General features: G+C 61.1%; 22 protein-coding genes. 10 read left to right on the forward strand and 12 right to left on the reverse strand.

Going from position 1 to position 21,844, the window contains the following annotated elements; translation table 11 throughout:
- Positions 1 to 11 precede the first annotated feature (11 nt).
- A complete protein-coding gene (locus ACQZ60_RS19160; protein ID WP_020813126.1) occupies positions 12 to 1,610 on the forward strand; it encodes an ABC transporter substrate-binding protein in 1,599 nt (532 codons plus the stop codon).
- Positions 1,611 to 2,017: 407 nt separating this feature from the next.
- On the opposite strand, the gene ACQZ60_RS19165 is transcribed toward ACQZ60_RS19160, so the two are convergent.
- Genes ACQZ60_RS19165 through ACQZ60_RS19180 form a run of 4 tightly spaced genes read right to left on the reverse strand, consistent with a single transcriptional unit; the run spans position 2,018 to position 5,526 of the window.
- Positions 2,018 to 2,776 carry an ABC transporter ATP-binding protein gene (locus ACQZ60_RS19165; RefSeq protein ID WP_003524721.1) on the reverse strand — a complete coding sequence of 253 codons (759 nt, stop codon included), beginning with the start codon at positions 2,774 to 2,776 and terminating at the stop codon, positions 2,018 to 2,020.
- Positions 2,776 to 3,612: an ABC transporter ATP-binding protein gene (locus ACQZ60_RS19170; RefSeq protein WP_448735898.1), complete on the reverse strand. Its 837-nt coding sequence runs from the start codon at positions 3,610 to 3,612 to the stop codon at positions 2,776 to 2,778. Before ACQZ60_RS19170 ends, ACQZ60_RS19165 begins: the two co-directional genes overlap by 1 nt.
- A 4-nt stretch (positions 3,613 to 3,616) precedes the next feature.
- Positions 3,617 to 4,504, reverse strand: coding sequence for an ABC transporter permease (locus ACQZ60_RS19175; protein ID WP_003524723.1), 888 nt, complete (start codon positions 4,502 to 4,504; stop codon positions 3,617 to 3,619).
- Positions 4,504 to 5,526: an ABC transporter permease gene (locus tag ACQZ60_RS19180; protein WP_448735899.1), complete on the reverse strand. Its 1,023-nt coding sequence runs from the start codon at positions 5,524 to 5,526 to the stop codon at positions 4,504 to 4,506. The genes ACQZ60_RS19175 and ACQZ60_RS19180 overlap by 1 nt, the downstream gene beginning before the upstream one ends.
- A gap of 315 nt (positions 5,527 to 5,841) precedes the next feature.
- Here ACQZ60_RS19180 and ACQZ60_RS19185 point away from each other — a divergent pair, with 315 nt between their 5' ends.
- On the forward strand, positions 5,842 to 6,477 hold the full coding sequence (locus tag ACQZ60_RS19185; protein WP_448735900.1) for a LysE family translocator: 636 nt from the start codon (positions 5,842 to 5,844) through the stop codon (positions 6,475 to 6,477).
- Between the two features lie 27 nt (positions 6,478 to 6,504).
- On the opposite strand, the gene ACQZ60_RS19190 is transcribed toward ACQZ60_RS19185, so the two are convergent.
- The gene (locus ACQZ60_RS19190) at positions 6,505 to 7,236 is read right to left on the reverse strand and encodes a FadR/GntR family transcriptional regulator (protein WP_035261197.1); all 732 of its coding nucleotides are present in this window, start codon (positions 7,234 to 7,236) and stop codon (positions 6,505 to 6,507) included.
- A gap of 96 nt (positions 7,237 to 7,332) precedes the next feature.
- Positions 7,333 to 8,319 carry a GlxA family transcriptional regulator gene (locus ACQZ60_RS19195; protein WP_269831842.1) on the reverse strand — a complete coding sequence of 329 codons (987 nt, stop codon included), beginning with the start codon at positions 8,317 to 8,319 and terminating at the stop codon, positions 7,333 to 7,335.
- A 130-nt stretch (positions 8,320 to 8,449) separates the two neighbouring features.
- On the opposite strand from ACQZ60_RS19195, the gene ACQZ60_RS19200 reads away from it, so the two are divergent.
- The 7 genes from ACQZ60_RS19200 to ACQZ60_RS19230 all read left to right on the forward strand — a co-directional run bounded on the left by ACQZ60_RS19200 (position 8,450) and on the right by ACQZ60_RS19230 (position 13,340).
- Positions 8,450 to 9,277: an alpha/beta fold hydrolase gene (locus ACQZ60_RS19200; RefSeq protein WP_448735901.1), complete on the forward strand. Its 828-nt coding sequence runs from the start codon at positions 8,450 to 8,452 to the stop codon at positions 9,275 to 9,277.
- A 26-nt stretch (positions 9,278 to 9,303) separates the two neighbouring features.
- Positions 9,304 to 10,095, forward strand: a complete 792-nt coding sequence (locus ACQZ60_RS19205; protein WP_448735902.1) for an SDR family NAD(P)-dependent oxidoreductase — start codon at positions 9,304 to 9,306, stop codon at positions 10,093 to 10,095.
- A 13-nt stretch (positions 10,096 to 10,108) separates the two neighbouring features.
- Positions 10,109 to 10,594, forward strand: a complete 486-nt coding sequence (locus tag ACQZ60_RS19210) for a hypothetical protein (protein ID WP_003524730.1) — start codon at positions 10,109 to 10,111, stop codon at positions 10,592 to 10,594.
- A gap of 265 nt (positions 10,595 to 10,859) precedes the next feature.
- On the forward strand, positions 10,860 to 12,155 hold the full coding sequence (blh, locus tag ACQZ60_RS19215) for a bifunctional sulfur transferase/dioxygenase Blh (RefSeq protein WP_448735903.1): 1,296 nt from the start codon (positions 10,860 to 10,862) through the stop codon (positions 12,153 to 12,155).
- Positions 12,149 to 12,502 (forward strand): sulfite-sensing transcriptional repressor BigR, encoded by a 354-nt coding sequence (bigR, locus tag ACQZ60_RS19220; RefSeq protein WP_448735904.1) that lies wholly within the window; start codon positions 12,149 to 12,151, stop codon positions 12,500 to 12,502. The genes blh and bigR overlap by 7 nt, the downstream gene beginning before the upstream one ends.
- Positions 12,499 to 12,906: a YeeE/YedE family protein gene (locus ACQZ60_RS19225; RefSeq protein WP_035260900.1), complete on the forward strand. Its 408-nt coding sequence runs from the start codon at positions 12,499 to 12,501 to the stop codon at positions 12,904 to 12,906. Before bigR ends, ACQZ60_RS19225 begins: the two co-directional genes overlap by 4 nt.
- Positions 12,903 to 13,340: a YeeE/YedE family protein gene (locus ACQZ60_RS19230; protein ID WP_035260898.1), complete on the forward strand. Its 438-nt coding sequence runs from the start codon at positions 12,903 to 12,905 to the stop codon at positions 13,338 to 13,340. Before ACQZ60_RS19225 ends, ACQZ60_RS19230 begins: the two co-directional genes overlap by 4 nt.
- Before the next feature lie 74 nt (positions 13,341 to 13,414).
- On the opposite strand, the gene gpmI is transcribed toward ACQZ60_RS19230, so the two are convergent.
- The 6 genes from gpmI to ACQZ60_RS19260 form a co-directional block, all read right to left on the reverse strand.
- The gene (gene gpmI, locus ACQZ60_RS19235; RefSeq protein ID WP_448735905.1) at positions 13,415 to 14,932 is read right to left on the reverse strand and encodes a 2,3-bisphosphoglycerate-independent phosphoglycerate mutase; all 1,518 of its coding nucleotides are present in this window, start codon (positions 14,930 to 14,932) and stop codon (positions 13,415 to 13,417) included.
- 347 nt (positions 14,933 to 15,279) lie between these two features.
- A complete protein-coding gene (locus tag ACQZ60_RS19240; RefSeq protein ID WP_448735906.1) occupies positions 15,280 to 16,551 on the reverse strand; it encodes a dihydrolipoamide acetyltransferase family protein in 1,272 nt (423 codons plus the stop codon).
- A gap of 2 nt (positions 16,552 to 16,553) precedes the next feature.
- Positions 16,554 to 17,567 carry an alpha-ketoacid dehydrogenase subunit beta gene (locus tag ACQZ60_RS19245; protein WP_059753514.1) on the reverse strand — a complete coding sequence of 338 codons (1,014 nt, stop codon included), beginning with the start codon at positions 17,565 to 17,567 and terminating at the stop codon, positions 16,554 to 16,556.
- Between the two features lie 2 nt (positions 17,568 to 17,569).
- Positions 17,570 to 18,808, reverse strand: coding sequence for a 3-methyl-2-oxobutanoate dehydrogenase (2-methylpropanoyl-transferring) subunit alpha (locus tag ACQZ60_RS19250; protein WP_137004843.1), 1,239 nt, complete (start codon positions 18,806 to 18,808; stop codon positions 17,570 to 17,572).
- Positions 18,809 to 18,852: 44 nt separating this feature from the next.
- Entirely contained in the window at positions 18,853 to 19,980 is a 1,128-nt protein-coding gene (locus tag ACQZ60_RS19255; RefSeq protein WP_448735907.1) for an acyl-CoA dehydrogenase family protein, read from the reverse strand.
- A 12-nt stretch (positions 19,981 to 19,992) separates the two neighbouring features.
- Positions 19,993 to 21,108, reverse strand: coding sequence for an acetyl-CoA C-acyltransferase (locus tag ACQZ60_RS19260; RefSeq protein ID WP_035260902.1), 1,116 nt, complete (start codon positions 21,106 to 21,108; stop codon positions 19,993 to 19,995).
- 231 nt (positions 21,109 to 21,339) lie between these two features.
- Between ACQZ60_RS19260 and ACQZ60_RS19265 the strand changes: the two genes are divergently transcribed.
- The gene (locus tag ACQZ60_RS19265; protein ID WP_035221263.1) at positions 21,340 to 21,813 is read left to right on the forward strand and encodes an Lrp/AsnC family transcriptional regulator; all 474 of its coding nucleotides are present in this window, start codon (positions 21,340 to 21,342) and stop codon (positions 21,811 to 21,813) included.
- Positions 21,814 to 21,844 lie beyond the last annotated feature (31 nt).

A 21,844-nucleotide genomic window follows, 5' to 3' on the forward strand; every position in this document is an offset into this window, starting at 1 on the left:
TGGGAGGAAAGATGAAACATTTTCTTGCAACCGCAGCACTTGGCGCCCTGCTGATCGGCGCCATGCCGCTCAGCGCCTTTGCCGAAACGCCGAAGGACCAGCTCATCGTCGCCACGACCATGAGCAATATCCTCACCCTCGATCCGGCCGCCATTACCGGCCGCGAGACCGTGCAGGTGCTGAACAATGTCTATGACACGCTGGTCGTGCTTTCCCCGAAAGATCGCAGCGTTCAGCCACGCCTTGCCGAACGCTGGGAAATTGCCGAGGACCGGAAATCCATCCGTTTCCATCTGCGCGCCGATGCCAAATTCGCGTCCGGCAATGCCGTAACGGCCAAGGACGTGGCGTGGAGCCTGAAGCGGCTGCTCGCCCGCAACCTGGCGCAATCGTCTTTCCTCAAAACCCGCGGCTTCAAGCTGGAAGAGGCCGACAAGCTCTTCGTCGCTGAAAACGACCAGACCTTCGTGCTGAATATTCCGAAGCCCGACGATCCCAATCTGCTCCTGATGATCCTTGCACAGAACGGCCCCGGCTCGATCATCGACAGCAAGACGGCGCTTGAGAATGAAAAGGACGGCGATCTTGGCGGCGCATGGCTGACGCTGAATTCCGCCGGCTCCGGCCCCTTCAAGCTGACGCAATGGAAATCCAACGAATATATCATCCTCACCCGCAACGACGATTATTGGGGTGAGAAGGCCAAGATGAAGCGCATCCTGATGCGCCATCTGCCGGAATCGCAATCGCAGCGGCTGATGCTGGAAAAAGGCGATATCGACGTTGCCTATTCCCTGCAGGCCCCGGACCTGAAATCGCTAGAGGCCGACAAGGCCGTCACCATCGAATCCACACCCGGCTCCGGTTTTTATTACCTCAGCGTTTCGATGAAGGATGAGAAATTCGCAAACAAGAAGGTGCGCGAGGCCCTGCGTTACCTGATCGATTACGACGGTCTCGACAAGGCGGTCATGCCCTATTACGGCAAGCTGCATCAGCGCTCCCTCAGCACCGGCGTCATGGGCGCGCTGCCGGATCAGGGCTACAAGCTCGACATCGAAAAAGCCAAGGCGCTTCTGGCTGAGGCCGGTTATCCCAACGGTTTCAAGACCACGCTGCGCGTGCTTTCGGAAGATCCTTTCATGAAGGCGGCAACGGCGATCCAGAATACGCTGGCTCAGGCCGGCATTCAGGCCGAACTGATCAGCGGCTCCGGCGACCAGATCTACGGCGCCATGCGCGAGCGGAATTTCGAACTGCTGCTCGGCCGCGGCGGCGGCGGCCAGCAGCCGCATCCGGACAACAACCTGCGCTCCATCGCCTATAACCCCAACAATGCCGATGACGCCAAGCTCACCAATTACCAGAGCTGGCGCACCAGTTTCTTCGATGAGAAGCTGAACAAGATGATCGAGGAGGCGCTGGTCGAGCGCGACGTGGCGAAACAGACGAAGCTTTATGAGGACCTGCAGGGCTATATGGACGAGATCGTCATGTCCATTCAGCCCTTCTCCGAGGTCATCGACACCGCCGCCTTCCGCAGTGACGTCAAGGGCATGATCGTCAGCCCCTGGCTTTCGCGGTTTGAAGAAGTGAGCAAGGAGCGGTAATTCGCCGACACAGCGGTTACTCAGGAAAAGGCGCGGCTTACCCCCGCGCCTTTTTGTTTGCGGCAAGACTGCACAGAACGGCTCCGACTGGTGAAAACATATCGCTTCCGTCATTCCGGCCTTGAGCCGGAACCAGCCGACATGCGTCTGCACGGCGGAAAGAGGCCTTTCAGCCCAAGGACTTGGGCTGGCTGGATACCGGCTCAAGGCCGGTATGACGGTTGGAGGGAGCTCAGCAAAACATCGCCCGTTCCTGCTTCATCATTACGTCAATACCCGATGGCGCAGTTGCCGGCCTGCCCCTCTCAAGCCATCCCAAAAAAATGCCCGGCAGGGAGGCCGGGCAAGGAAGGAGGATGTTATTATCCGTGAGGCCCCGGAGGAGGACGATCACGTTCTTGGAGCCGTCACGCGCCTTCATATTCCAGCGAGGCGCCGATCAATTCGCGCGCATAGGGATGCGTCGCGCCATTGCCGGCGATGGCGTCGCGCGGCAGGATTTCGGTGATTTCGCCACGCAGCATCACGGCGAAACGGTCGCACATATGATCGACCACGGCGAGATCGTGGGTCACCATGATATAGGTGAAGCCGCGCTCTTCCCGCAGGCGCTGGAGGAGGTTGAGGATTTCCGCCTGCACCGAGACATCGAGCGCAGACGTCGGCTCATCGAGCAGCAACAGTGACGGTTCGAGGATCAGCGCCCGGGCAATCGCCACGCGCTGCCGCTGGCCGCCGGAAAGCTGGTGCGGGAAACGATCCAGAAAGGCGACGGGCAGGCCGACATCCGTGATGACCTTGCGCATGCGCTCTTCCCGGTCGCCGAGCTTATGGATCGCAAGCGATTCAGAAAGCACAGTGCGCACCGACTGGCGCGGATGCAGCGACCCGTAGGGATCCTGAAACACCATCTGCAGCATGCGGCACCGCTCGATCAGCGGCATATCGCGCACCGACCTGCCATCGATGAGAATATCGCCGGTCCAGAAATCGTTGAGCATCGACACACAACGCAGCACGGTGGATTTGCCCGAGCCGCTTTCACCGACCAGCCCGAAACATTCGCCCGGCTCGACACGGAAGGATACGGAAGGCAGCACCTTCAGCGCCGTATGGCCGCTGCCGAAGGTTATGGAGAGATCGCGGGTTTCAACGGAAACGGCCATTATACGTTCTCCTCCAGCCATTCGGGGCGGCGATCCAGCACCGCGAGCGGTGAGCGCGTGCCGCCGATGCGCGGCTGCGCCGCCAAAAGGCCGCGCGTATAGGGGTGCTGTGCCTGATCGAGATCGCGTGCGGCGAGCGTTTCCACCACCCGGCCGGAATACATGATGAGCACCCGGTCGCAGAAATTGCGCACGAGATTGAGGTCGTGGCTGATCATGATGAGGCCGATGCCGCGATCCCGCACCAGACCGTCGAGAATATTCAGCACCTGCAGCCGCACCGTCACGTCAAGCGCCGAGGTCGGCTCATCGGCAATGACGAGATCGGGGTCGGCGAGCAGCATCATGGCGATCATGACACGCTGGCCCATGCCGCCGGAAATCTCATGCGGATATTGCTCGTAAACCCGGGCGGCATCGCGGATTTTCACCGCATCGAGCATGGCCAGCGCCTTTTCCCGGGCCTCGGCTTTCGAAGCCTTGAAGTGGCGCAGATAAGTCTCCGTCACCTGGTCGCCGACCCGGCGGATGGGGTTGAGGGAGAATTTCGGATCCTGAAGGATCATCGACATGCGCCGGCCGCGAACCTTCAGCATCTCCTTCTCATCGAGCTTGAGAAGATCGAGACCATCGAAATCCAGCCTGTCGGCGGTGATCGTCGCCGATGGCAGAAGGCGCAGCAGGGCGCGGCCGACGGTGGATTTGCCCGAGCCGCTTTCGCCGACGATGCCGAGCCGTTCACGCCCGAGTGTGAAGGAGATGCCGCGCACCGCCTCAGTAGGCGAGCCACCGTAACGGATGCGGAGATTTTCGACGTCGAGGATTGATTTTTCCATGGCCCTATCTCCGGTTCATCTGCTTCGGATCGAGCGCATCCCGCAGGCCATCACCCAGAAGATTGAAGGCGAGGCTGACGGAGAGGATCGCGATGCCGGGGAAGGTGACGAGCCACCAGCTATCCAGCATGTAACGCCGGCCGGTGGCGATCATCGCCCCCCATTCCGGCAGCGGCGGCTGCGCGCCGAGGCCGAGGAAGCCGAGGCCGGCGGCAGTGAGGATGACGGTCGCCATGTTCAGCGTCAGGCGGATGAGGACAGAAGGCAGGCACATGGGCATGATCGACTTGACGATGATGCGCAGCGGCGACGCGCCCTGAAGCCGCGCGGCGGCAATGTAATCTGCCTTTCGAAAGGTCATGGCTTCGGCACGGGCAAGGCGCGCAATCGGCGGCCAGGAGGTGAGCGCAATCGCGATGATCGCATTGTTGAGGCTGGGCCCGAGCGCTGCGACGAAGGCGAGCGACAGAATGAGGCTCGGAAACGACAGGAAGATATCCGTGATGCGCATCATCACCGTATCGAACTTGCCGCCGAGATAACCGGAAGCCGTGCCGACCAGAAGGCCGACGGGGCCGACGATGATCGACACCAGCGAGATGATGGTGAGTGTGATGCGTGCGCCCCAGAGAAGACGGCTATATATATCGCGTCCCAGCTCATCGGTGCCGAAGACGTGGCCATTACCCGGGGCCTTCAGCGTATTGGCGAGATCCTGTGCGTAGGGGTCATGCGTCGCAAGCCAGGGCGCGAAAATCGCGGCGATGACCAGAAGCAGCAGCACAGCCAGACCGAAGGCCGATGTCGGGCTTTTCAGGAGGAAAACGACGATGTTCTTCAGCGCGTTCAAGGGCACGGGAAGGCGGAAGGAGGTTTCTGTACGGGCCGTCATCAGCGGGTCCTCGGATCGAAAAAGCGGTAGAGAATGTCGGACAGGAGATTGAGTCCGATGAAGATGACGCCGACGATCAAAACGCAGGTCATCACCGCATTCATGTCGCCGATGATAAGATTGCTGGTGAGATATTGCCCGAAACCCGGCCAGGCGAAGACGGTCTCGATTAGAACCGCCCCTTCCAGCAGCGAGCCGTAAGCAAGCGCGATAATGGTGACGAGCTGCACGCGAATATTGCCGAAGGCATGCAGCCATACCGTCTGTCGCTGCGACAGGCCTTTGACGCGGGCGGTCGTTACATATTCCTGGCCCAGCTGGTCCAGCATGAAGCTGCGCGTCATGCGGGTGATATAGGCCGAGGAGGAATAACCGAGCAAAGCGGCGGGAAGGATGAGGTGGTTGATCGCCGACCAGAAGACCTCCATGTCACCCGCGAGCAGACTGTCAATCAACAGAAAGCCCGTCCGCTCCTCGACCAGACCGATATAGAACTGGTCCATGCGTCCGCCGCCGCCGACAAGGCCGAGATGGGCGTAAAAAACGATCAGCGCGATCATGCCCGTCCAGAAGATCGGCATGGAATGGCCGAACAGGCTGAGCACCCGCACCAGATGGTCCTGCCAGCGATCCTTGTTGACGGCGGCATAAACGCCCATGGGAATGCCGAGGCCGGCACCGATCAGGATCGCGAAGGTCGCCAGCTCCATCGTCGCCGGCATGACCCTGATGATGTCTTCGATGACCGGACGGCCGGTGCGGATCGAGGTTCCGAAATCGCCGGTGAACACGTCTCCGAGATAATAGAAGAACTGTTGCCACAGCGGACGGTCGAAACCGAGCGTGTGATAGACCTGTTCATAGGTTTCGCGCGTCGCATCCTCGCCCACAATCGCGCGCACGGGATCGGCGGGCATCAGGCGACCGATAAAAAAGGTCAGCAACAGCAATCCAAGCAGCGTAACCGCAATACTTCCGATCTGGCCGGACAGGCCATACAGCGAAAGGCGTCTTTTTGACATGATTCCTCCCTTGCCAGAGATCGACCGCGCAAGTGACCAAGGCGCAATCCTGTCTGACAACTATCCGCAAGTTGTCACAGGTGTTGGAGGCTGTCAAGCGCATGCCAGCGAAATCCGCATTGGCCGAGGTTCCGAAATATGTGTCCGGGGTGGAAATTTCAGACCGGGCTCACCCGGCTTTCGTTTTTGTTTTGGAGAAAGGTGCCTGCGTTGCCGCAACCGCAAAAGCCTGTATTCTCCGTCTTGCAGAATGCGCGGATACCTGTCCCCCGGCTATGATGCCGATGACGTCCGTGCCTTCAGGGTGAGGAAAATATGGCTGAGATGACGCTTCTGGCATTTGCCGTCGTCGCCTTTATTGGCATTGCGACACCCGGCCCCACCGTTTTGCTGGCGCTTGCCAATGGCTCGAGATTCGGAATACGCCGCGCCATGATCGGCATGGCTGGCGCTGTTCTCTCGGATTTCGTCCTGATCGGCGCGGTTGCACTGGGACTGGGCGCCCTGCTTGCGGCCTCCGAATTCTGGTTCGGCGTCGTCAAATGGGTGGGCGTCTGTTATCTTGCTTTCCTCGGCGTCATGCTCTTGCGCTCCAGAGGCACGCTCGATGGCGTCCTTCAATCGGCAGAAGCCAGCAATGCCGCCTCCGCCCGCTCGATTTTTCTCAAGAGCTTTCTCGTGGCGGCGACCAACCCCAAGGGATATCTGTTCTTTTCGGCTTTCCTGCCGCAATTCATCGATCCCTCAGCGCCGCAGCTCCAGCAATATGCGGCGCTTGCGCTGATCTTCGCCGGCATCGATTTCATCGTGATGTTCGGATATGCCCTGTTCGGCTCGCAGGCCGTCCGGCTGTTGCGGAAATCCGGAGCCCTGTGGCTCGACCGGATTTGCGGCGGCGCGCTTCTGACGCTCGCCGCCTCGCTGGCCTTCTATCGGCGGGCAACTGCGTAAACCATTGGCCTATAGGCCATTTCTGGATCACTCCACCGCGGTGCGGGAGCGCAGAAGCACCTTGTAGCGCTCAAGGCTGCCGCGCAGATGCGCCGCCATATATTGGCGGGCGGCATCGGCATCGCCTTCGATGATGGCGTCGACGATCTTCGCATGCTCCTCCTGGAGATGCAGGTTGTAGTCCTTGGGACGCGACCCGGGTGCCGCACCCTGCAATTCGCCGCGGGGAATGATGCCGGAGCGAATGAGCTGAAGGAATTCCGGGAAACGCCTGTTCTGCGTCGCCTGTGCAATGGCCAGATGGAACTCGAAATCGGCGTCCCGCGTCGGCAGGCCGGCGGCGAGACAATCGCCGACACGCCGATGCGCATCCACAATCGCCTCCACCTGCACGGCGGAACGGCGCGATGCCGCAAGCCCGGCGGATTCGACCTCGAAAACGGTGCGCAATTCCAGCAATTCGATCACCGAGGAAATTCGCCCCACGGCCAGATCGTTAAAAGGCAGTTCCTTGGCCGGTTTTACTTCGACGGCAAAAACGCCCGCACCCTTGCGGGCTTCAACGAGGCCATCGGCGCGCAGAATGGCGATGGCCTCGCGCACCACCGTTCGGCTGACGGAATATTCACGCGTCAGTTCGCTTTCGCTCGGAAGACGGTCGCCGGGGCGGAACACACCCTCCGACAGATCCCGCCGCAACGCCGAACTGATTTTCGCCGCGAGCGATACCCCCTGCTTCGTGCTGCTCTCAACGTCCATTCCGGCCCACCTGTTTTAAACTTGTCTGGCATGTTAGCAAACACCCGCTACATTGCAAGGGCCGGGCCTCCGCGCCGCCGGGACGGTTGGCCGCCCTCACGCTGCAGCCATGGCCGAACTGCTGGAAAAGCGGCTCCTATATTCACCCGGTGAGAGACCGAGAATGCGGTGGAACACCCGGCGAAAGGCGGCTGAATCCTCATAACCCACCGACCAGGCGATCTGGTCGACCGAACGGCGGGTGAATTCCAGCAATTCCCGCGCCTTGCCGACCCGCAGATGCTGGACATATTCGATGGGCTTCATGCCGGTCGCCGCCTTGAAGCGGCGCAGGAAGGTCCGCTCCTCCAGCCCGGCATGGCCGGCCATGTCGGTAACGCTCGTCGCCCGCCCGGCGCGGGCCTGCAGCCAGTGCTGCACCTTCAGGATCGGCTCATCGCCATGCGTCAGCCTCGGGGCGAAACTGCTATAATGGCGCTGTTCACGCCCCGAAGGGTCGATCAGCAGGAACTTTCCGGTCTCGATCATCACCGAAGGTCCGAGCAGCCGGTCGACGATGCGCAGGCCGAGATCGGTCCACGCCATCAGCCCGCCTGCCGTGATGATATCTCCATCCTCGATGACGATCTTGTCGATCTCCAGCCGGATATCGGGAAAACGGTCGCGGAACCGCTCGGCAAACAGCCAGTGGGTGGTGGCCGGGCGGCCGGACAAAAGACCCGTTGCGGCGATGATGAAGGAACCGCCGCAACTGGCGGCCAGCGTCGCGCCCTGCGCATGCCGATCCAGCAGCCAGCGGGCATAGGGCTCGGCCTCATCGATTTCGGCAGGCCCGGTCAGTCGGCCGGGCACGACGAAGATATCGGGATGTCCCGGCCTGTCGGGCTCGGTATCATGACAGCGAGAAAATTCACCGCCCTCGCCCATGCTCCAGTGGCTGACCCGCAATTTCGGCCCGCCGCGATCCTGTGAAAATACCGACGCGATGGCGAAAAGATCGGTGATGCCATGTACCATGGCGATCTGACAGTCCCGATAGAGGACCAGCCCCACTTCCAGCGCGCTTCCCGTTACACCTGCCATGCGCTCCACACCCCGTTTTGTCAGTTTCGGCTCGTTTTCTGTCAGAGGCGCCAATCCAGCCCCGGCAGCCTCCAGAGTATCTCTATTCCCACGGGACGCAAGCAAGCCCCCTGCAACAGGAGAGAGAGCCATGACAACGATCACCACCAGAGACGGAACGCATATTTTCTACAAGGACTGGGGCCCGAAAGACGGCCAGCCCATCATCTTCTCCCATGGCTGGCCGCTCAGCGCCGATGCCTGGGATGCGCAGATGGTGTTCTTCGCTAACAACGGTTTCCGCACCATCGCCCATGATCGCCGCAGCCACGGTCGCTCCGATCAGGTCTGGCACAACAATACCATGGATCAATATGCCGACGATCTGGCCGAGCTGATCGAACAGCTCGATCTTCACGACATCATTCTGGTCGGCCATTCCACCGGCGGCGGCGAGGTCACCCGCTATATCGGCCGTCACGGCACGGCCCGCGTCGCGAAAATCGCCCTCATCGGCGCGGTGCCGCCGCTGATGCTGAAGACGGAAAGCAATGCCATCGGCCTGCCGATCGGTGTTTTCGACGGTATCCGCAAGGGCACCTATGACAATCGCAGCCAGTTCTTCAAGGACCTGACCATTCCCTTTTACGGCTACAACCGCGAAGGTGCGGTGATATCCGAAGGCATCCGCGACGAATTCTGGCGGCAGGGCATGATGGGCGGCCTGAAAGGTCAGCTCGACAGCATTCGCGCCTTTTCGGAAAGCGATTTCCATCAGGACCTGAAGGCCTTCGACAAACCGACGCTGGTTCTGCATGGCGATGACGACCAGATCGTGCCGGTCGGCGCATCCGCGCTTTCCACGGTCAAAATCGTCAAACACGCGGTCCTCAAAATCTATGAGGGCGCCGACCATGGCCTGACGCAGACCCATCAGGACCGGTTCAACGCCGACCTTCTCGCCTTCATCAACGCCTGAAACCGCCGCACAAAGGAAACACGGACATGACACAGAATACATTTCTCATCACCGGCGCATCGGATGGCATCGGCGCGGTCTATGCCGAACGTCTGGCAAAACGCGGCCATGATCTCATTCTCGTGGCGCGGCGTGCCGAAAAGCTGAAGGCGCTCGCCGCACAGCTGGAAAAGGATCATCGCATCGCGGTCGAGGTTCTCTCCGCCGATCTTTCCAGGGCGGAAGACCTCGAAAAGGTAGAGGCACGGTTGCGTGAGGACCGACGGATTACCGGCCTCGTCAACAATGCCGGCATTGCCGGTGAAGGCGCGATCACGGCGCTGGACCCGGCCTATGTGACGACGATGATCAACCTCAACATTCTTGCCGTTACCCGGCTTGCGGCGGCCATCGCACCGCGCCTTGCGGCCGATGGCAAGGGCACGATCATCAACATCACTTCGGTCACGGCGCTGATGCCGGCGGCGTTCACCGCCGTCTACCCGGCCACCAAGGCCTTCGTGCTCGCCTTCACCGAGGCGCTGCAGGCGCAGCTTTCGCCCTCCGGCGTGCGGGTTCAGGGCGTCCTGCCGGGCATCACCCGCACGGCGATCTGGGAAGAGGAACGGCTCGATGCCATTCCGGCCGCCATGGTCATGGATGTTTACGAGATGGTGGATGCGGCCCTTGCCGGTCTCGACCTCGGCGAAGCGCTGACCATTCCTTCCCTGCCGGATACGGCCGATCTCGAAAATTTCCTTGCAGCGCGTGCGGCGTTAAGGCCCAATCTGTCGCATGCACTTGCCGCCAGCCGGTATCGTGCAGCCAAAACCGAATAGAGGGAGACGTATCATGATCCTCGGACTGACCATTCCCCAATTCACTGCATTGCATGTGGGCTTAAGCTTCATCGGCATTGCCACCGGACTGATCGCCCTGCCCGCTTATGCGGCGGGGCGGTGGATGCCCCGCATGATGGCGATTTTCCTCGTCACCACGCTCGCCACCACACTTACCGGCTTCCTGTTTCCAATCGGAAATTTCACACCGGCACTCGGCGTCGGCATCATCTCTACCCTTGTTCTGGCAATCGCACTGGTTGCGCTTTATGGATACGGTCTGAATGGCAGGGCGCGCATCATTTATACGATCACCGCCACGATCAGCCTTTATCTCAATATGTTCGTGTTGATCGTTCAGGCTTTTCTCAAGGTCGAAACACTCAACAACCTGGCGCCGAACGGCAATGAACCGCCCTTCGTGGTCGCCCAGACGGTTCTGCTTGTTGCAGCCATCTGTCTTGGCTGGAAGGCGACACGCCGCAGGCTCGCCGTCTGAAGCGAGCCTGAATTCGAAACGCTTTTCGCAAACATGCCTTGTGCCCCAATATTTTGGGCGCAAGGCATGTTTTTGCATATCAAATACAGGCAATCTCCGCCCACCCGTCACAAAACGAAGAAATCCCGTCTCTAGGATTTCCTTCCGAACCTTTCCTGAAAATACAGCAGGAGGCATTCGGAAACGAAGGCGGTTCGCGCCCTTGCAAACATACAATATACATTATATGATAATATATATTAAATTATTACAACAGGAGATGCCGATGAATGCCGTGAAGATCAACGAGCGTCTGACAGTTGCGGGCCAGCCGATGATCGCCGATTTCCCATCGCTCTCCGCCCAGGGTTATAAAAGCATCATCAACGCCCGGCCTGATGGTGAAGAGCCCGGTCAGCCGGGCAATGCGCAGGAAAAAAGCGCCGCCAGCGCGGCGGGCATGGATTATGGTTTCATCCCGGTCAGCGGCCCTACCATTACCGAAGCCGATATCCGCGCCTTCCAGCAGAAAATGGCGGAAGCGGAAGGCCCCGTTTTTGCCCATTGCAAGGGCGGCACCCGCGCGCTCACGCTTCATGTTCTCGGAGAAGCGCTGGATGGGCGCATCGAAAGGGACGATATCGAGGCTTTCGGCAAGGCGCATGGCTTTGACCTTTCCGGCGCCGCCCGCTGGCTGGAACGGCGCGCTGCGGCGGTTCCGCACGTCAAGGCATTCTTCGATCCGCGCACATGGAGCGTGCAATATGTCGTGTCCGATCCCTCGACCTGGCGCTGCGCCATTATCGACCCGGTCTATGATTTCGATGAGAAATCCGGCGCAACCGGAACGATGAATGCCGACGCCATTCTGGACTATGTGGAGAGCCAGGGCCTGTCGGTGGAATGGATTCTCGATACTCATCCGCATGCCGACCATTTTTCCGCCGCCCACTATCTGAAGCAGAAGACCGGCGCGCAGACGGCGATCGGCGCGAAAGTCACCGGCGTGCAGAAGCTCTGGCAGGAGAAATACAACTGGCCGGATCTCAAAACCGACGGCTCGCAATGGGACCGGCTGTTCGAGGCGGACGACAGGTTCAATATCGGCTCCCTTGAAGCGCGCGTGCTGTTTTCGCCCGGCCACACGCTCGCCTCCGTGACCTATGTGGTAGGTAATGCCGCCTTTGTGCACGATACGCTTTTCATGCCCGATTCCGGCACCGCGCGCGCCGATTTCCCCGGCGGCAGCGCCAGGGAACTCTGGGCGTCGATCCAGGACATTCTCGCCCTTCCCGACGAAACACGGCTTTTCACCGGCCACGATTATCAGCCCGGCGGCCGCGCGCCTAAATGGGAAAGCACGGTCGGCGAACAGAAACGCAGCAATCCGCATCTTGCCGGCATGACGGAGGAGGGCTTCATCCGCCTCAGAGAAGCGCGGGATCGCACATTGCCGATGCCGAAGCTCATTCTCCACGCCCTGCAGGTCAATATTCGCGGCGGCCGCCTGCCGGAGCCCGAAGCGAATGGCAAGCGTTACCTGAAACTTCCGCTCGACGTGCTGGAGGGCAGCATATGGTAAAGGAAAAGGAGCTGGAAAAGCCCCCGCATATTGCAGAAATCCCTCTCCACGCCATGGAGGAGCGGGCTGTCGAGGTCGCGCTGCTTCTGAAAACGCTTGCCCATCCCGCGCGGCTGATGCTCGCCTGCACACTGGCGCAGGGGGAATTTTCCGTCGGTGAGCTGGAGGTCAAGCTGGATATTCGCCAGCCGACGCTTTCCCAGCAGCTGGGCGTTCTGCGGGAAGCCGGTGTGGTCGAAACCCGGCGCGATGCCAAGCAAATCTTCTACCAACTGAGCGAAGCGAAAGCGGCGCAACTGATCGAGGCCCTTTACACCATATTCTGCGCGCCGGAGGAGACCCCGTGAGCCCCTACTGGCCCTCTCTTTTCGGCGGCATGCTGCTCGGTCTTGCCTGCATTCTGCTGTTTCTTTTCAACGGCCGTATTTCCGGCATCAGCGGGATAATGGGCAAAATGCTCGGCAGGGAGCGGCGTCTTGCCGATCTCGCCTTCGTCGCCGGCTTGCTGGCCGGGCCTTATATCCATGCCGCTGCATTCGGCCGGCTGCCTGCCGTCACCATAGTTTCACCATGGCCGCTCATCCTCATTGCCGGCCTGCTGGTGGGTTTTGGCACGCGCATGGGCTCCGGCTGCACATCCGGCCATGGCATCATGGGTCTGGCGCGATTTTCCCGGCGCTCCATCGCCGCGACCGCCACCTTCCTGATCACCGGTATTTGCGCCGCGACGATAGTGGGAGCCCTGTCATGAAAAATCCAGCCGTGGCGCGTGTTGTCCTGGCATTGGTCGCGGGAGCGCTGTTCGGCTTCGGCCTCTCGCTCTCCGGCATGGTCGATCCGGCTCGCGTTTCCGGTTTTCTCGACGTGGCGAGCGGCCATTGGGACCCGAGCCTGATGTTCGTTCTTGGCGGCGCGGTGATGGTCGCCGTGCCGGGTGTGCTCCTCAGCCGACGTCTCGCCAAACCGGTCCTCGCAGAAGGTTTCAGTCTTCCGGCAAAAACCCGTATCGACCGGCCGCTCATAACAGGCTCGGCCATTTTCGGCGTCGGCTGGGGGCTTGCCGGTTTCTGCCCCGGCCCGGCACTATCGGCTCTCGCCCTCGGGCTGATGTCGGTCGTTCTTTTCGTCAGCGCCATGATTGCCGGCATGCTGGTCCACGACCGCCTCTACGCAAAGCAGCCATAACGCAAACGCTCGTTCAGCGCGCGGGGAACGGGCAGTCGCGCGGGGCTGGAACGCTCCCGCGCGACGGCGTGTGATTAGAGGTCGATCAGGCTTTTGCCCGTCATTTCCGGCGGCAGCGGCACATTCATCAGTTGCAGCAGGGTGGGGGCGACATCGGCGAGAATGCCGTCATGCAGCTTGGCACCTTCAGGGCCACCGAAAAGGATCACCGGCACCGGATTGGTGGTGTGCGCCGTATGCGGGCCACCGGTCACCGGGTCGACCATGGTTTCGCAATTGCCATGATCCGCAATGACAAGCATCGCGCCACCCACTTTTTCGAGGGCGGCAACGACCGCACCAAGCCCACGATCCACCGCTTCACAGGCCTTGATTGCGGCCTGCAGATCGCCGGTATGGCCGACCATATCGGGGTTGGCGTAATTGGTGACGATCAGATCGTAACCCTTGCCGATCGCCTCGACGAATTTTTCCGTCACTTCCGGCGCACTCATCTCCGGCTGCAGATCGTAGGTCGCAACCTTCGGGGATTTCGGCATGAAGCGGTCTTCGCCCACTTCCGGCTCTTCCTTGCCGCCATTCAGGAAGAAGGTGACATGCGGATATTTTTCCGTCTCGGCAAGGCGGAACTGCGTGAGCCCCTGCTTCGCCACCCATGCGCCCAGCGTATTGACGATATCGCGCTTGGGATAGGCCGTGGTCATGAAGTCATTGTGCCGGGTGGAATATTCCACCATGCCAAGCAGCGCCGAAAGGACTGGCTTTTCGCGCGAAAAACCATCGAAATCGTCCGCCCCGATGGCGAGCAGGATTTCACGGGCACGGTCGGCGCGAAAATTCAGGCAGAACAGGCCGTCGCCGGCCTTGAAGCCCTCATAGCCGTCGATCACCGTCGGCAGGATGAATTCGTCGGTGACATTGCTTTTGTAGCTCTGGGCAACGGCGCTCACCGCATCCCGCGCGTGTTCGCCTTTCGCCAGAACCATGGCGTCGTAGGCTTTCTCAACGCGCTCCCAGCGATTGTCGCGATCCATCGCATAATAGCGGCCGATCACCGTGCCGATGCTTGCTCCCTGCGGCAGGCTTGCCACCAGCGCCGCCACAAATTCTTCAGCCGATTGCGGCGCGACATCGCGGCCGTCGGTGATGGCATGTACCACCACCTTCAGACCGTGGCTGATCATCAGCCTCACCGCCGCCTGGCCGTGGAGAATATGGCCATGGACGCCGCCATCGGAAACGACGCACATCAGATGCGCCACACCGCCCGCGGCCTTCACCGTGGCGGCGAAATCAAGCATCGCCGCATTGCGGAAAAAGCTGCCATCCTCGATCGCCAGATCGATCTGGCCGAGATCCATGGCGACGATGCGGCCGGCGCCGATATTGGTGTGGCCGACTTCCGAATTGCCCATCTGCCCGGTGGGCAGGCCGACATTCGGGCCGAAGGTGGTGAGCCTCGCATTCGGGCAGCTGGCGAAAAGCCGGTCCATGGTGGGCGTATTCGCCAGCACCGGCGCATTGCTGGATGTGTCCTCGTTCAGGCCCCAGCCATCGAGAATAGTCAGGACAACGGGTTTGGGAGTGCGCATGGGAGGACCTTCTTCTTCATTCGGTTGCCGGCGGAGGGCGGACCGCCGGGCACCGGAGCGCCCTCTTCCGCCACTATGATCATGATGAGAAAACATGCTTCTCGTTCTTCTCTTCTATACCCGAAGATGACGAACGCAAGCCTATACCGACAGCGAAACAGTTCCGTGAAGGTCGAAAACGCGGGCTAAGAAATGCGGGCATGACACGCATACGCCCTCATTCCTGTGCTCATCACAGGAATCCGGCCGACGCGCGTCTGCGCGGTGGAGAGAGCCCTTTCAGCCCAAAGACTTGGGCGGGCTGGATCCCTGTGACGAGCACAGGGATGAGGGAGCACGGATCGCCTTCACTCGATGAAAATAAGCGCGGGCTTCTCCAGCAATGCCTTGACGGCCTGGATGAAGACCGCCGCATCCCACCCATCGACAACCCGGTGATCGAAGCTCGATGAGAGGTTCATCATCTTGCGCGGCACAAACCGCGTCCCATCCCACACCGGCCGCGTCATGATCTTGTTGACGCCGATGATCGCCACCTCCGGGTAATTGATGATGGGTGTCGAGACCACACCGCCCAAGGCTCCCAGCGAACTGATGGTGATGGTGGAGCCCATCAGCTCTTCCCGATGCGCCGTGCCGGTGCGGGCGGCTTCGGCGACGCGTGCGACTTTGTCCGCACATTCCCAAAGACCGAGCGTTTCCGTGTGGCGCACGACCGGAACGGTGAGACCCGACGGCGTCTGCGTGGCGATGCCGATATGAACCGCTTCATAGTGGCTGACGACCCCTTTGTCGTCGTCAAAGGTGGCATTCATGCCGGGATGATCGGCAACGGCTTTCACCAGCGCGCGCATCAGGAACGGCAGGATCGTCAGCTTCGGCTGCCCGGAACGGCGATTGCCGTTCATGGTCGCGCGCAAATCCTCCAGATCGGTCACGTCGACTTCCTCGACATAGGTGATGTGGGGAATGCGGGAGGCGGAAAGCACCATCTTCTCGGCAATCTTGCGCCTGAGCCCGGTCACCTTCACCTCCTCGACAGCGCTATCGTGGGGCGCTATCGGCTCGGGGCGTTCCGGCCGTCCCCGCACGGTTAAAAACCCGTCGAGATCGGCATGGGTGATATGCCCGTCCGGCCCCGTTCCCTTGACCTTGGTGAGATCGATATCGAGATCGTCGGCGCGCTGGCGAACGGCGGGAGACGCCAACGGTTTATGATGCGGTTCGGCGGCGGGCGCCGGCGGCGCTTCCTCGGCCTCTCGCACCGTCGGCTGGGCTTCAACGGGTGGCGGCGTGTCCGTCATGTCGGCAGGCGCTTCCGTCATCTGGGTCGGCGCTTCCGCTTCCGGCACGCTGCCATTGGGAGCGGCGGCCGCGACATCGGTTTCGATGCGCAGGAGCGGCGCCTTCACCGGTACGGTATTTCCGACCGTCACGGCGAGCCACGTGACGACGCCCGCCACCGGGGATGGGATTTCCACCGTCGCCTTGTCGGTCATCACCGCGGCCAGCACCATGTCCTCATGGACGAGATCGCCCGGTTTGACGTTCCATTCCACCAGTTCGGCTTCCGCCACACCTTCACCGACATCGGGCATCGTGAGAACAAATTCCGCCATAATCAGGCCTCCATGACTTCGACAAGGGCGCGCCCGACACGGGCAGGTCCCGGAAAATAGTCCCACTCCTGCGCATGGGGATAAGGCGTATCCCAGCCCGCAACGCGGACGACGGGGGCCTCGAGGTGATAAAAACAATGTTCCTGCACCAGCGACACGACTTCGGCCCCGAAGCCGGAGGTCAGCGTCGCCTCATGCACCATGACGCAGCGGCCGGTCTTCGAAACGGACTTCACGATGGTATCGAGATCGAGCGGCAGCAGGCTGCGCAGATCGATGATCTCGGCATCCACGCCCGTCTCTTCCGCCGCCGCCAGCGCCACATGCACCATGGTGCCATAAGCGATGACGGTGACAGCGTTTCCGGGCCGGCGTATCTCGGCCTTGCCGATGGGAATGGTGTAGTGCCCTTCCGGTACCTCCCCCATCTCGTGTTTGGACCAGGGCGTCACCGGCCGGTCGTGATGGCCGTCGAAGGGACCGTTATAAAGCCGCTTCGGCTCCAGAAACATCACCGGGTCGGGGTCTTCGATGGATGCGATCAGCAGCCCCTTGGCGTCATAGGGATTGGAAGGAACCACCACCTTCAGCCCGCAGACGTGGGTGAAAAGCGCTTCCGGGCTCTGGCTGTGCGTCTGCCCGCCAAAAATGCCCCCGCCGGTCGGCATTCTGAGAACGATGGGGCAGGTGAAATCGCCATTGGAGCGATAGCGGATACGCGCCGCCTCCTGGGTAATCTGATCATAGGCGGGATACATGTAATCGGCGAACTGGATTTCGACACAGGGGCGAAGGCCATAAGCGGCCATGCCGATGGCCGTGCCGACAATGCCGGATTCACTGATCGGCGCATCGAAACAGCGGGTCTTGCCGTATTTTCCCTGCAACCCCTGCGTGGCGCGGAACACGCCGCCGAAATAACCCACATCCTCGCCGAACACCACCACGTCATCGCTGCGCTCCATGGACACATCCATGGCGCTGCGGACGGCTTCGATCATCGTCATTCTTGCCATGGTCACCACCCTGCCTTCTGGCGCTGGCGGGCGAGATGCGGCGGCATCTCGGCGTAGACGCCTTCGAAAATATCCTTTTTCGGCGGTTTGCCGCCCTCATGCAGCGTGCCGTGGCTTTCTGCCTCGCGCTGCGCCTCAAGCACCTCATCGGCGATTTCCGCCTCCGTCTGCCGGTGCCGTTCCTCCGACCAGACGCCACGCAGGATGAGGTGTTTTTTGAGCCTCAGAACCGGATCGCCCAGCGGCCATGCCTCGGACTCCGTCTTGGGGCGGTAAGCGCTCGGATCGTCGGAGGTGGAATGGGCGCCGACACGATAGGTGACATATTCGATCAGCGTCGGGCCGAGATTGCGGCGCGCCCGCTCCACCGCCCAGCGCGCCACGGCATAAACGGCGAGATAATCATTGCCGTCGACCCGGAGCGCGGGAATGCCGAAGCCCAGCCCGCGTGCCGCAAAGGTGCCGGAGCCGCCGCGCGCGATGCCCTGAAAGGTGGAAATGGCCCATTGGTTATTGACGATATTGAGGACCACCGGAGCCTTGTAGGTGGAGGCAAAGACCATCGCCGAGTGAAAATCGGACTCCGCCGTCGAGCCGTCGCCGATCCAGGCGGCTGCGATCTTCGTATCGCCCTTGATGGCCGACGCCATCGCCCAGCCGACCGCCTGCACATATTGCGTGGCGAGATTGCCGGAGACGGTGAAGAAACCATGCTCCTTCGAGGAATAAAGCACCGGCAACTGCCGCCCATGCAGCGGATCCAGTTCGTTGGAATAGATCTGGTTCATCATGGTGACGAGCGGGTAATCGTCAGCGATCAGCAGACCCGCCTGCCGGTAGGTCGGGAAATTCATGTCGCCTTTGGAAAGCGCCTTGCGGAAGGCGCAGCTCACCGCCTCTTCACCCAGATGCTGCATGTAGAAGGAGGTCTTGCCCTGCCGCTGCGCCATCAGCATGCGCGCATCGAAAGCCCGAAGCCGCATCATGTTTTTGAGGCCTACGAGCAATTCCTCGTCCGAGAGCAGCCCTGCCCATGGCCCGACGGCCTCGCCCTGGTGGTTGAGGACACGGATGATCGAATAGGCAAGATCGCGCATGCTTTCCGGCGCGGCGTCAACCTCCGGGCGCGGCACCGAGCCGGCCTTCGGTATTTTCACATTGGAGAAATCCGGCTCCCCGCCGGGCCGCACCGCAGGTTCGGGAACATGCAGGCTGAGACGTGGCGTTTCGGTTATATCCATTCTACTCCTCCCGTCGCGGTCTCCTCCAGACCGCGAAACAACTCTCAAAGGTTCCGCGCGATCACCATCCGCTGGACATCGCTAGTCCCCTCGTAAATCTGGCAGATGCGCACATCGCGATAGATCCGCTCCACCGGATAATCCGCCATGTAGCCGTAACCGCCGTGAATCTGGATGGCGTCCGAGCAGACACGCTCGGCCATCTCCGAGGCGAAGAGCTTCGCCATCGAGGCCTCCGAAAGACAGGGCTCACCCGCTTCCTTCAGCGCCGCCGCATGCAGCACCAGCTGCCGTGCCGCCTCAATGCGCGTCGCCATGTCCGCGAGGCGAAACGCCACCGCCTGATGCTCCACGATTGCCTGCCCGAAGGCCTTGCGCTCGCGGGCATAATCCCGTGCCGCCTCGAAGGCGGCCTGCGCCATGCCGACCGCCTGCGCGGCGATGCCGATGCGGCCGCCTTCCAGATTGGCAAGCGCGATGCGATACCCCTGCCCCTCTTCGCCCAGCCGCAATTCGGCCGGCACCGCCATGTCGGTAAAGGCAATCTGGCAGGTATCGGACGAATGCAGGCCGAGTTTTTCCTCGACCCTGATCACCTCGTAACCCGGCGTATCAGTCGGCACGATGAAGGCGGTGATGCCCTTCTTGCCCGCCGCCGCATCGGTAACGGCAAAAACGATGACGACATCACCATTTTTGCCTGATGTGATGAATTGCTTTGCGCCGTCGAGAATGTATCGGTCGCCATCGCGCCGGGCGCGGGTCTTGAGGTTGGACGCATCGGAACCGGCCTGCGGTTCGGTCAGCGCAAAACCGCCGATCCACTCGCCGGAAGCGAGTTTCGGCAGGAAACGCTGTTTCTGGTCTTCCGTGCCGAATTTCAGGATCGGCACGCAGCCAACCGAATTATGGACGCTCATGATGGTGGAACAGGCGCCATCACCGGCGGCGATTTCCTCCAGCGCCAAAGCATAGGCCACAGCGCCGGTTTCCGACCCGCCATAGTCCTCGGAGACAAGCATGCCAAGGAAGCCGAGGTCTCCCATCTCCTTCAGTTCGTCTTTCGGAAACCGGCTTTCCCGATCACGCGAAGCAGCCCCGGGGGCAAGCCGCTCCCGGGCGAAATCGCGGGCCATGTCCCTGATCTGCTGCTGGGCTCCGTTCAGGATCATCGCCGCCTCCCCTTAATATCGCTCTATGCCGAGCGCGGTTGCTTCACCGCCGCCGATGCAGACGGCGGCCACGCCGCGTTTCAAACCATGACTCTGCAAAGCGGCCAGCAGGGTGACGACGATCCTCGCGCCGGAAGCGCCGATCGGATGGCCGAGCGCGCAGGCGCCGCCATGCACATTCACCTTGTCATGCGGCAGATCGAGATCGCGCATCGCCGCCATCGCCACCACGGCAAAGGCCTCGTTGATTTCGAAGAGATCGACATCCTTCGCCGCCCAGCCGGTTTTTTCGAACAGCTTTTTCATCGCGCCGATGGGAGCCGTTGGATATCCGGCGGGTGCATCCGCATGGGAGGCTTGACCGATAACGGTCGCCAGCGGTGAAAGGCCCCGCCTTTCCGCTTCGGAGCGACGCATGAGAACGAGAGCGGCCGCACCATCGGAAATCGAACTGGAATTGGCAGCCGTCACCGTTCCGCCATCGCGGAAGGCGGGCTTCAGTTGCGAGATTTTTTCCGGCTTCGCCTTGCCCGGCTGCTCGTCCACCGAGATATCCGCGACGGGCGCTATTTCCGCTTCGAAAGCCCCTTCAGCGATAGCACGCCGGGCGCGCTCCAGCGAGGTAAGCGCATAGTCATCCTGCATGGCGCGGGTGAACTGGTAAGCTTCGGCGCAATCTTCCGCGAAAGTCCCCATCAGCCGGCCCTTGTCATAGGCGTCCTCCAGGCCATCCAGAAACATGTGGTCGGTGAGCTTGCCGTGGCCGAGACGATAGCCGTTGCGGGCGCGGTCCAGGAGATAGGGCGCATTGCTCATGCTTTCCATGCCCCCTGCAAGCACGATGGAAGAGCTTCCCGCCGCAATCTGGTCATGCCCCAGCATGATCGCTTTCATGCCAGAGCCGCACATCTTGTTGATGGTCGTCGCGCCAACCGAGTTAGGGATTCCGGCGGCAATGGCCGCCTGTCTGGCCGGAGCCTGCCCCTGCCCGGCCGTAAGCACGCAGCCCATCAGCACATCGTCAATATCAGAAGGCGGAACCGCAGCCCGTTCGACGGCCGCGCGGATCGCCGCCGCACCGAGATCGGGCGCGGCCACCGATTTGAATTCGCCCTGGAACCCACCCATAGCAGTACGGGCGGCCCCGACGATCACGACAGGGTCATGCACAGCCAAATTCACCTCCCTTGGCCATTCTCCCGCTTGAGAAAACAACCATCATCGAGATCTCCTCCAGACCTCGACTGACATGAACGCTATCACCAACTCGAATTCATTTCAAAGCTATTTTGATTGACAGTTTTTTGATTAGCGATATCTTTGATCCAATAAATAGTCATATTATAGAGCAAATGATCCATGATTGAGCTCGACAGTTTCGACCGGAAGATTCTGCATGTGCTTGGCGATGACGGGCGGGTGAGCTGGCGCGATCTCGCGGCGCGGATAGGCCTTTCTTTCACGCCGACGCTGCGGCGCGTGCGCAAGCTGGAAGAGGAAGGCATCATTCGTGGTTATACCGCCGTGTTCGATGAGAACCGGCTGCTCGGCAATATGGGCGTCTTCATTTCCGTCACGCTGGAGCGGCAGATCAAGGAAGCGCTGACGACCTTCGAGCACCATGTCGCGTCCATTCCCGAAGTGGTCGGCGGTTACCAGACCAGCGGCAGTTCGGATTATCTGATCCACGCCATGGTGCGGGATCTGCCGCATTATCAGGAACTACTGGATTTCCTGACCACGGTGCCCGGCGTGTCGCGCATCCAGTCCAATTTCGCCATCAAGACATTCGTGCGCCGTTCCGCCGCCTTCACCGGGGGTGACGCGCCGTAAATCAAGGGTTGCCGGCGCGGAGGAGGTGCCG

The sequence above is a fragment of the Agrobacterium sp. 22-223-1 genome, from assembly GCF_053522385.1.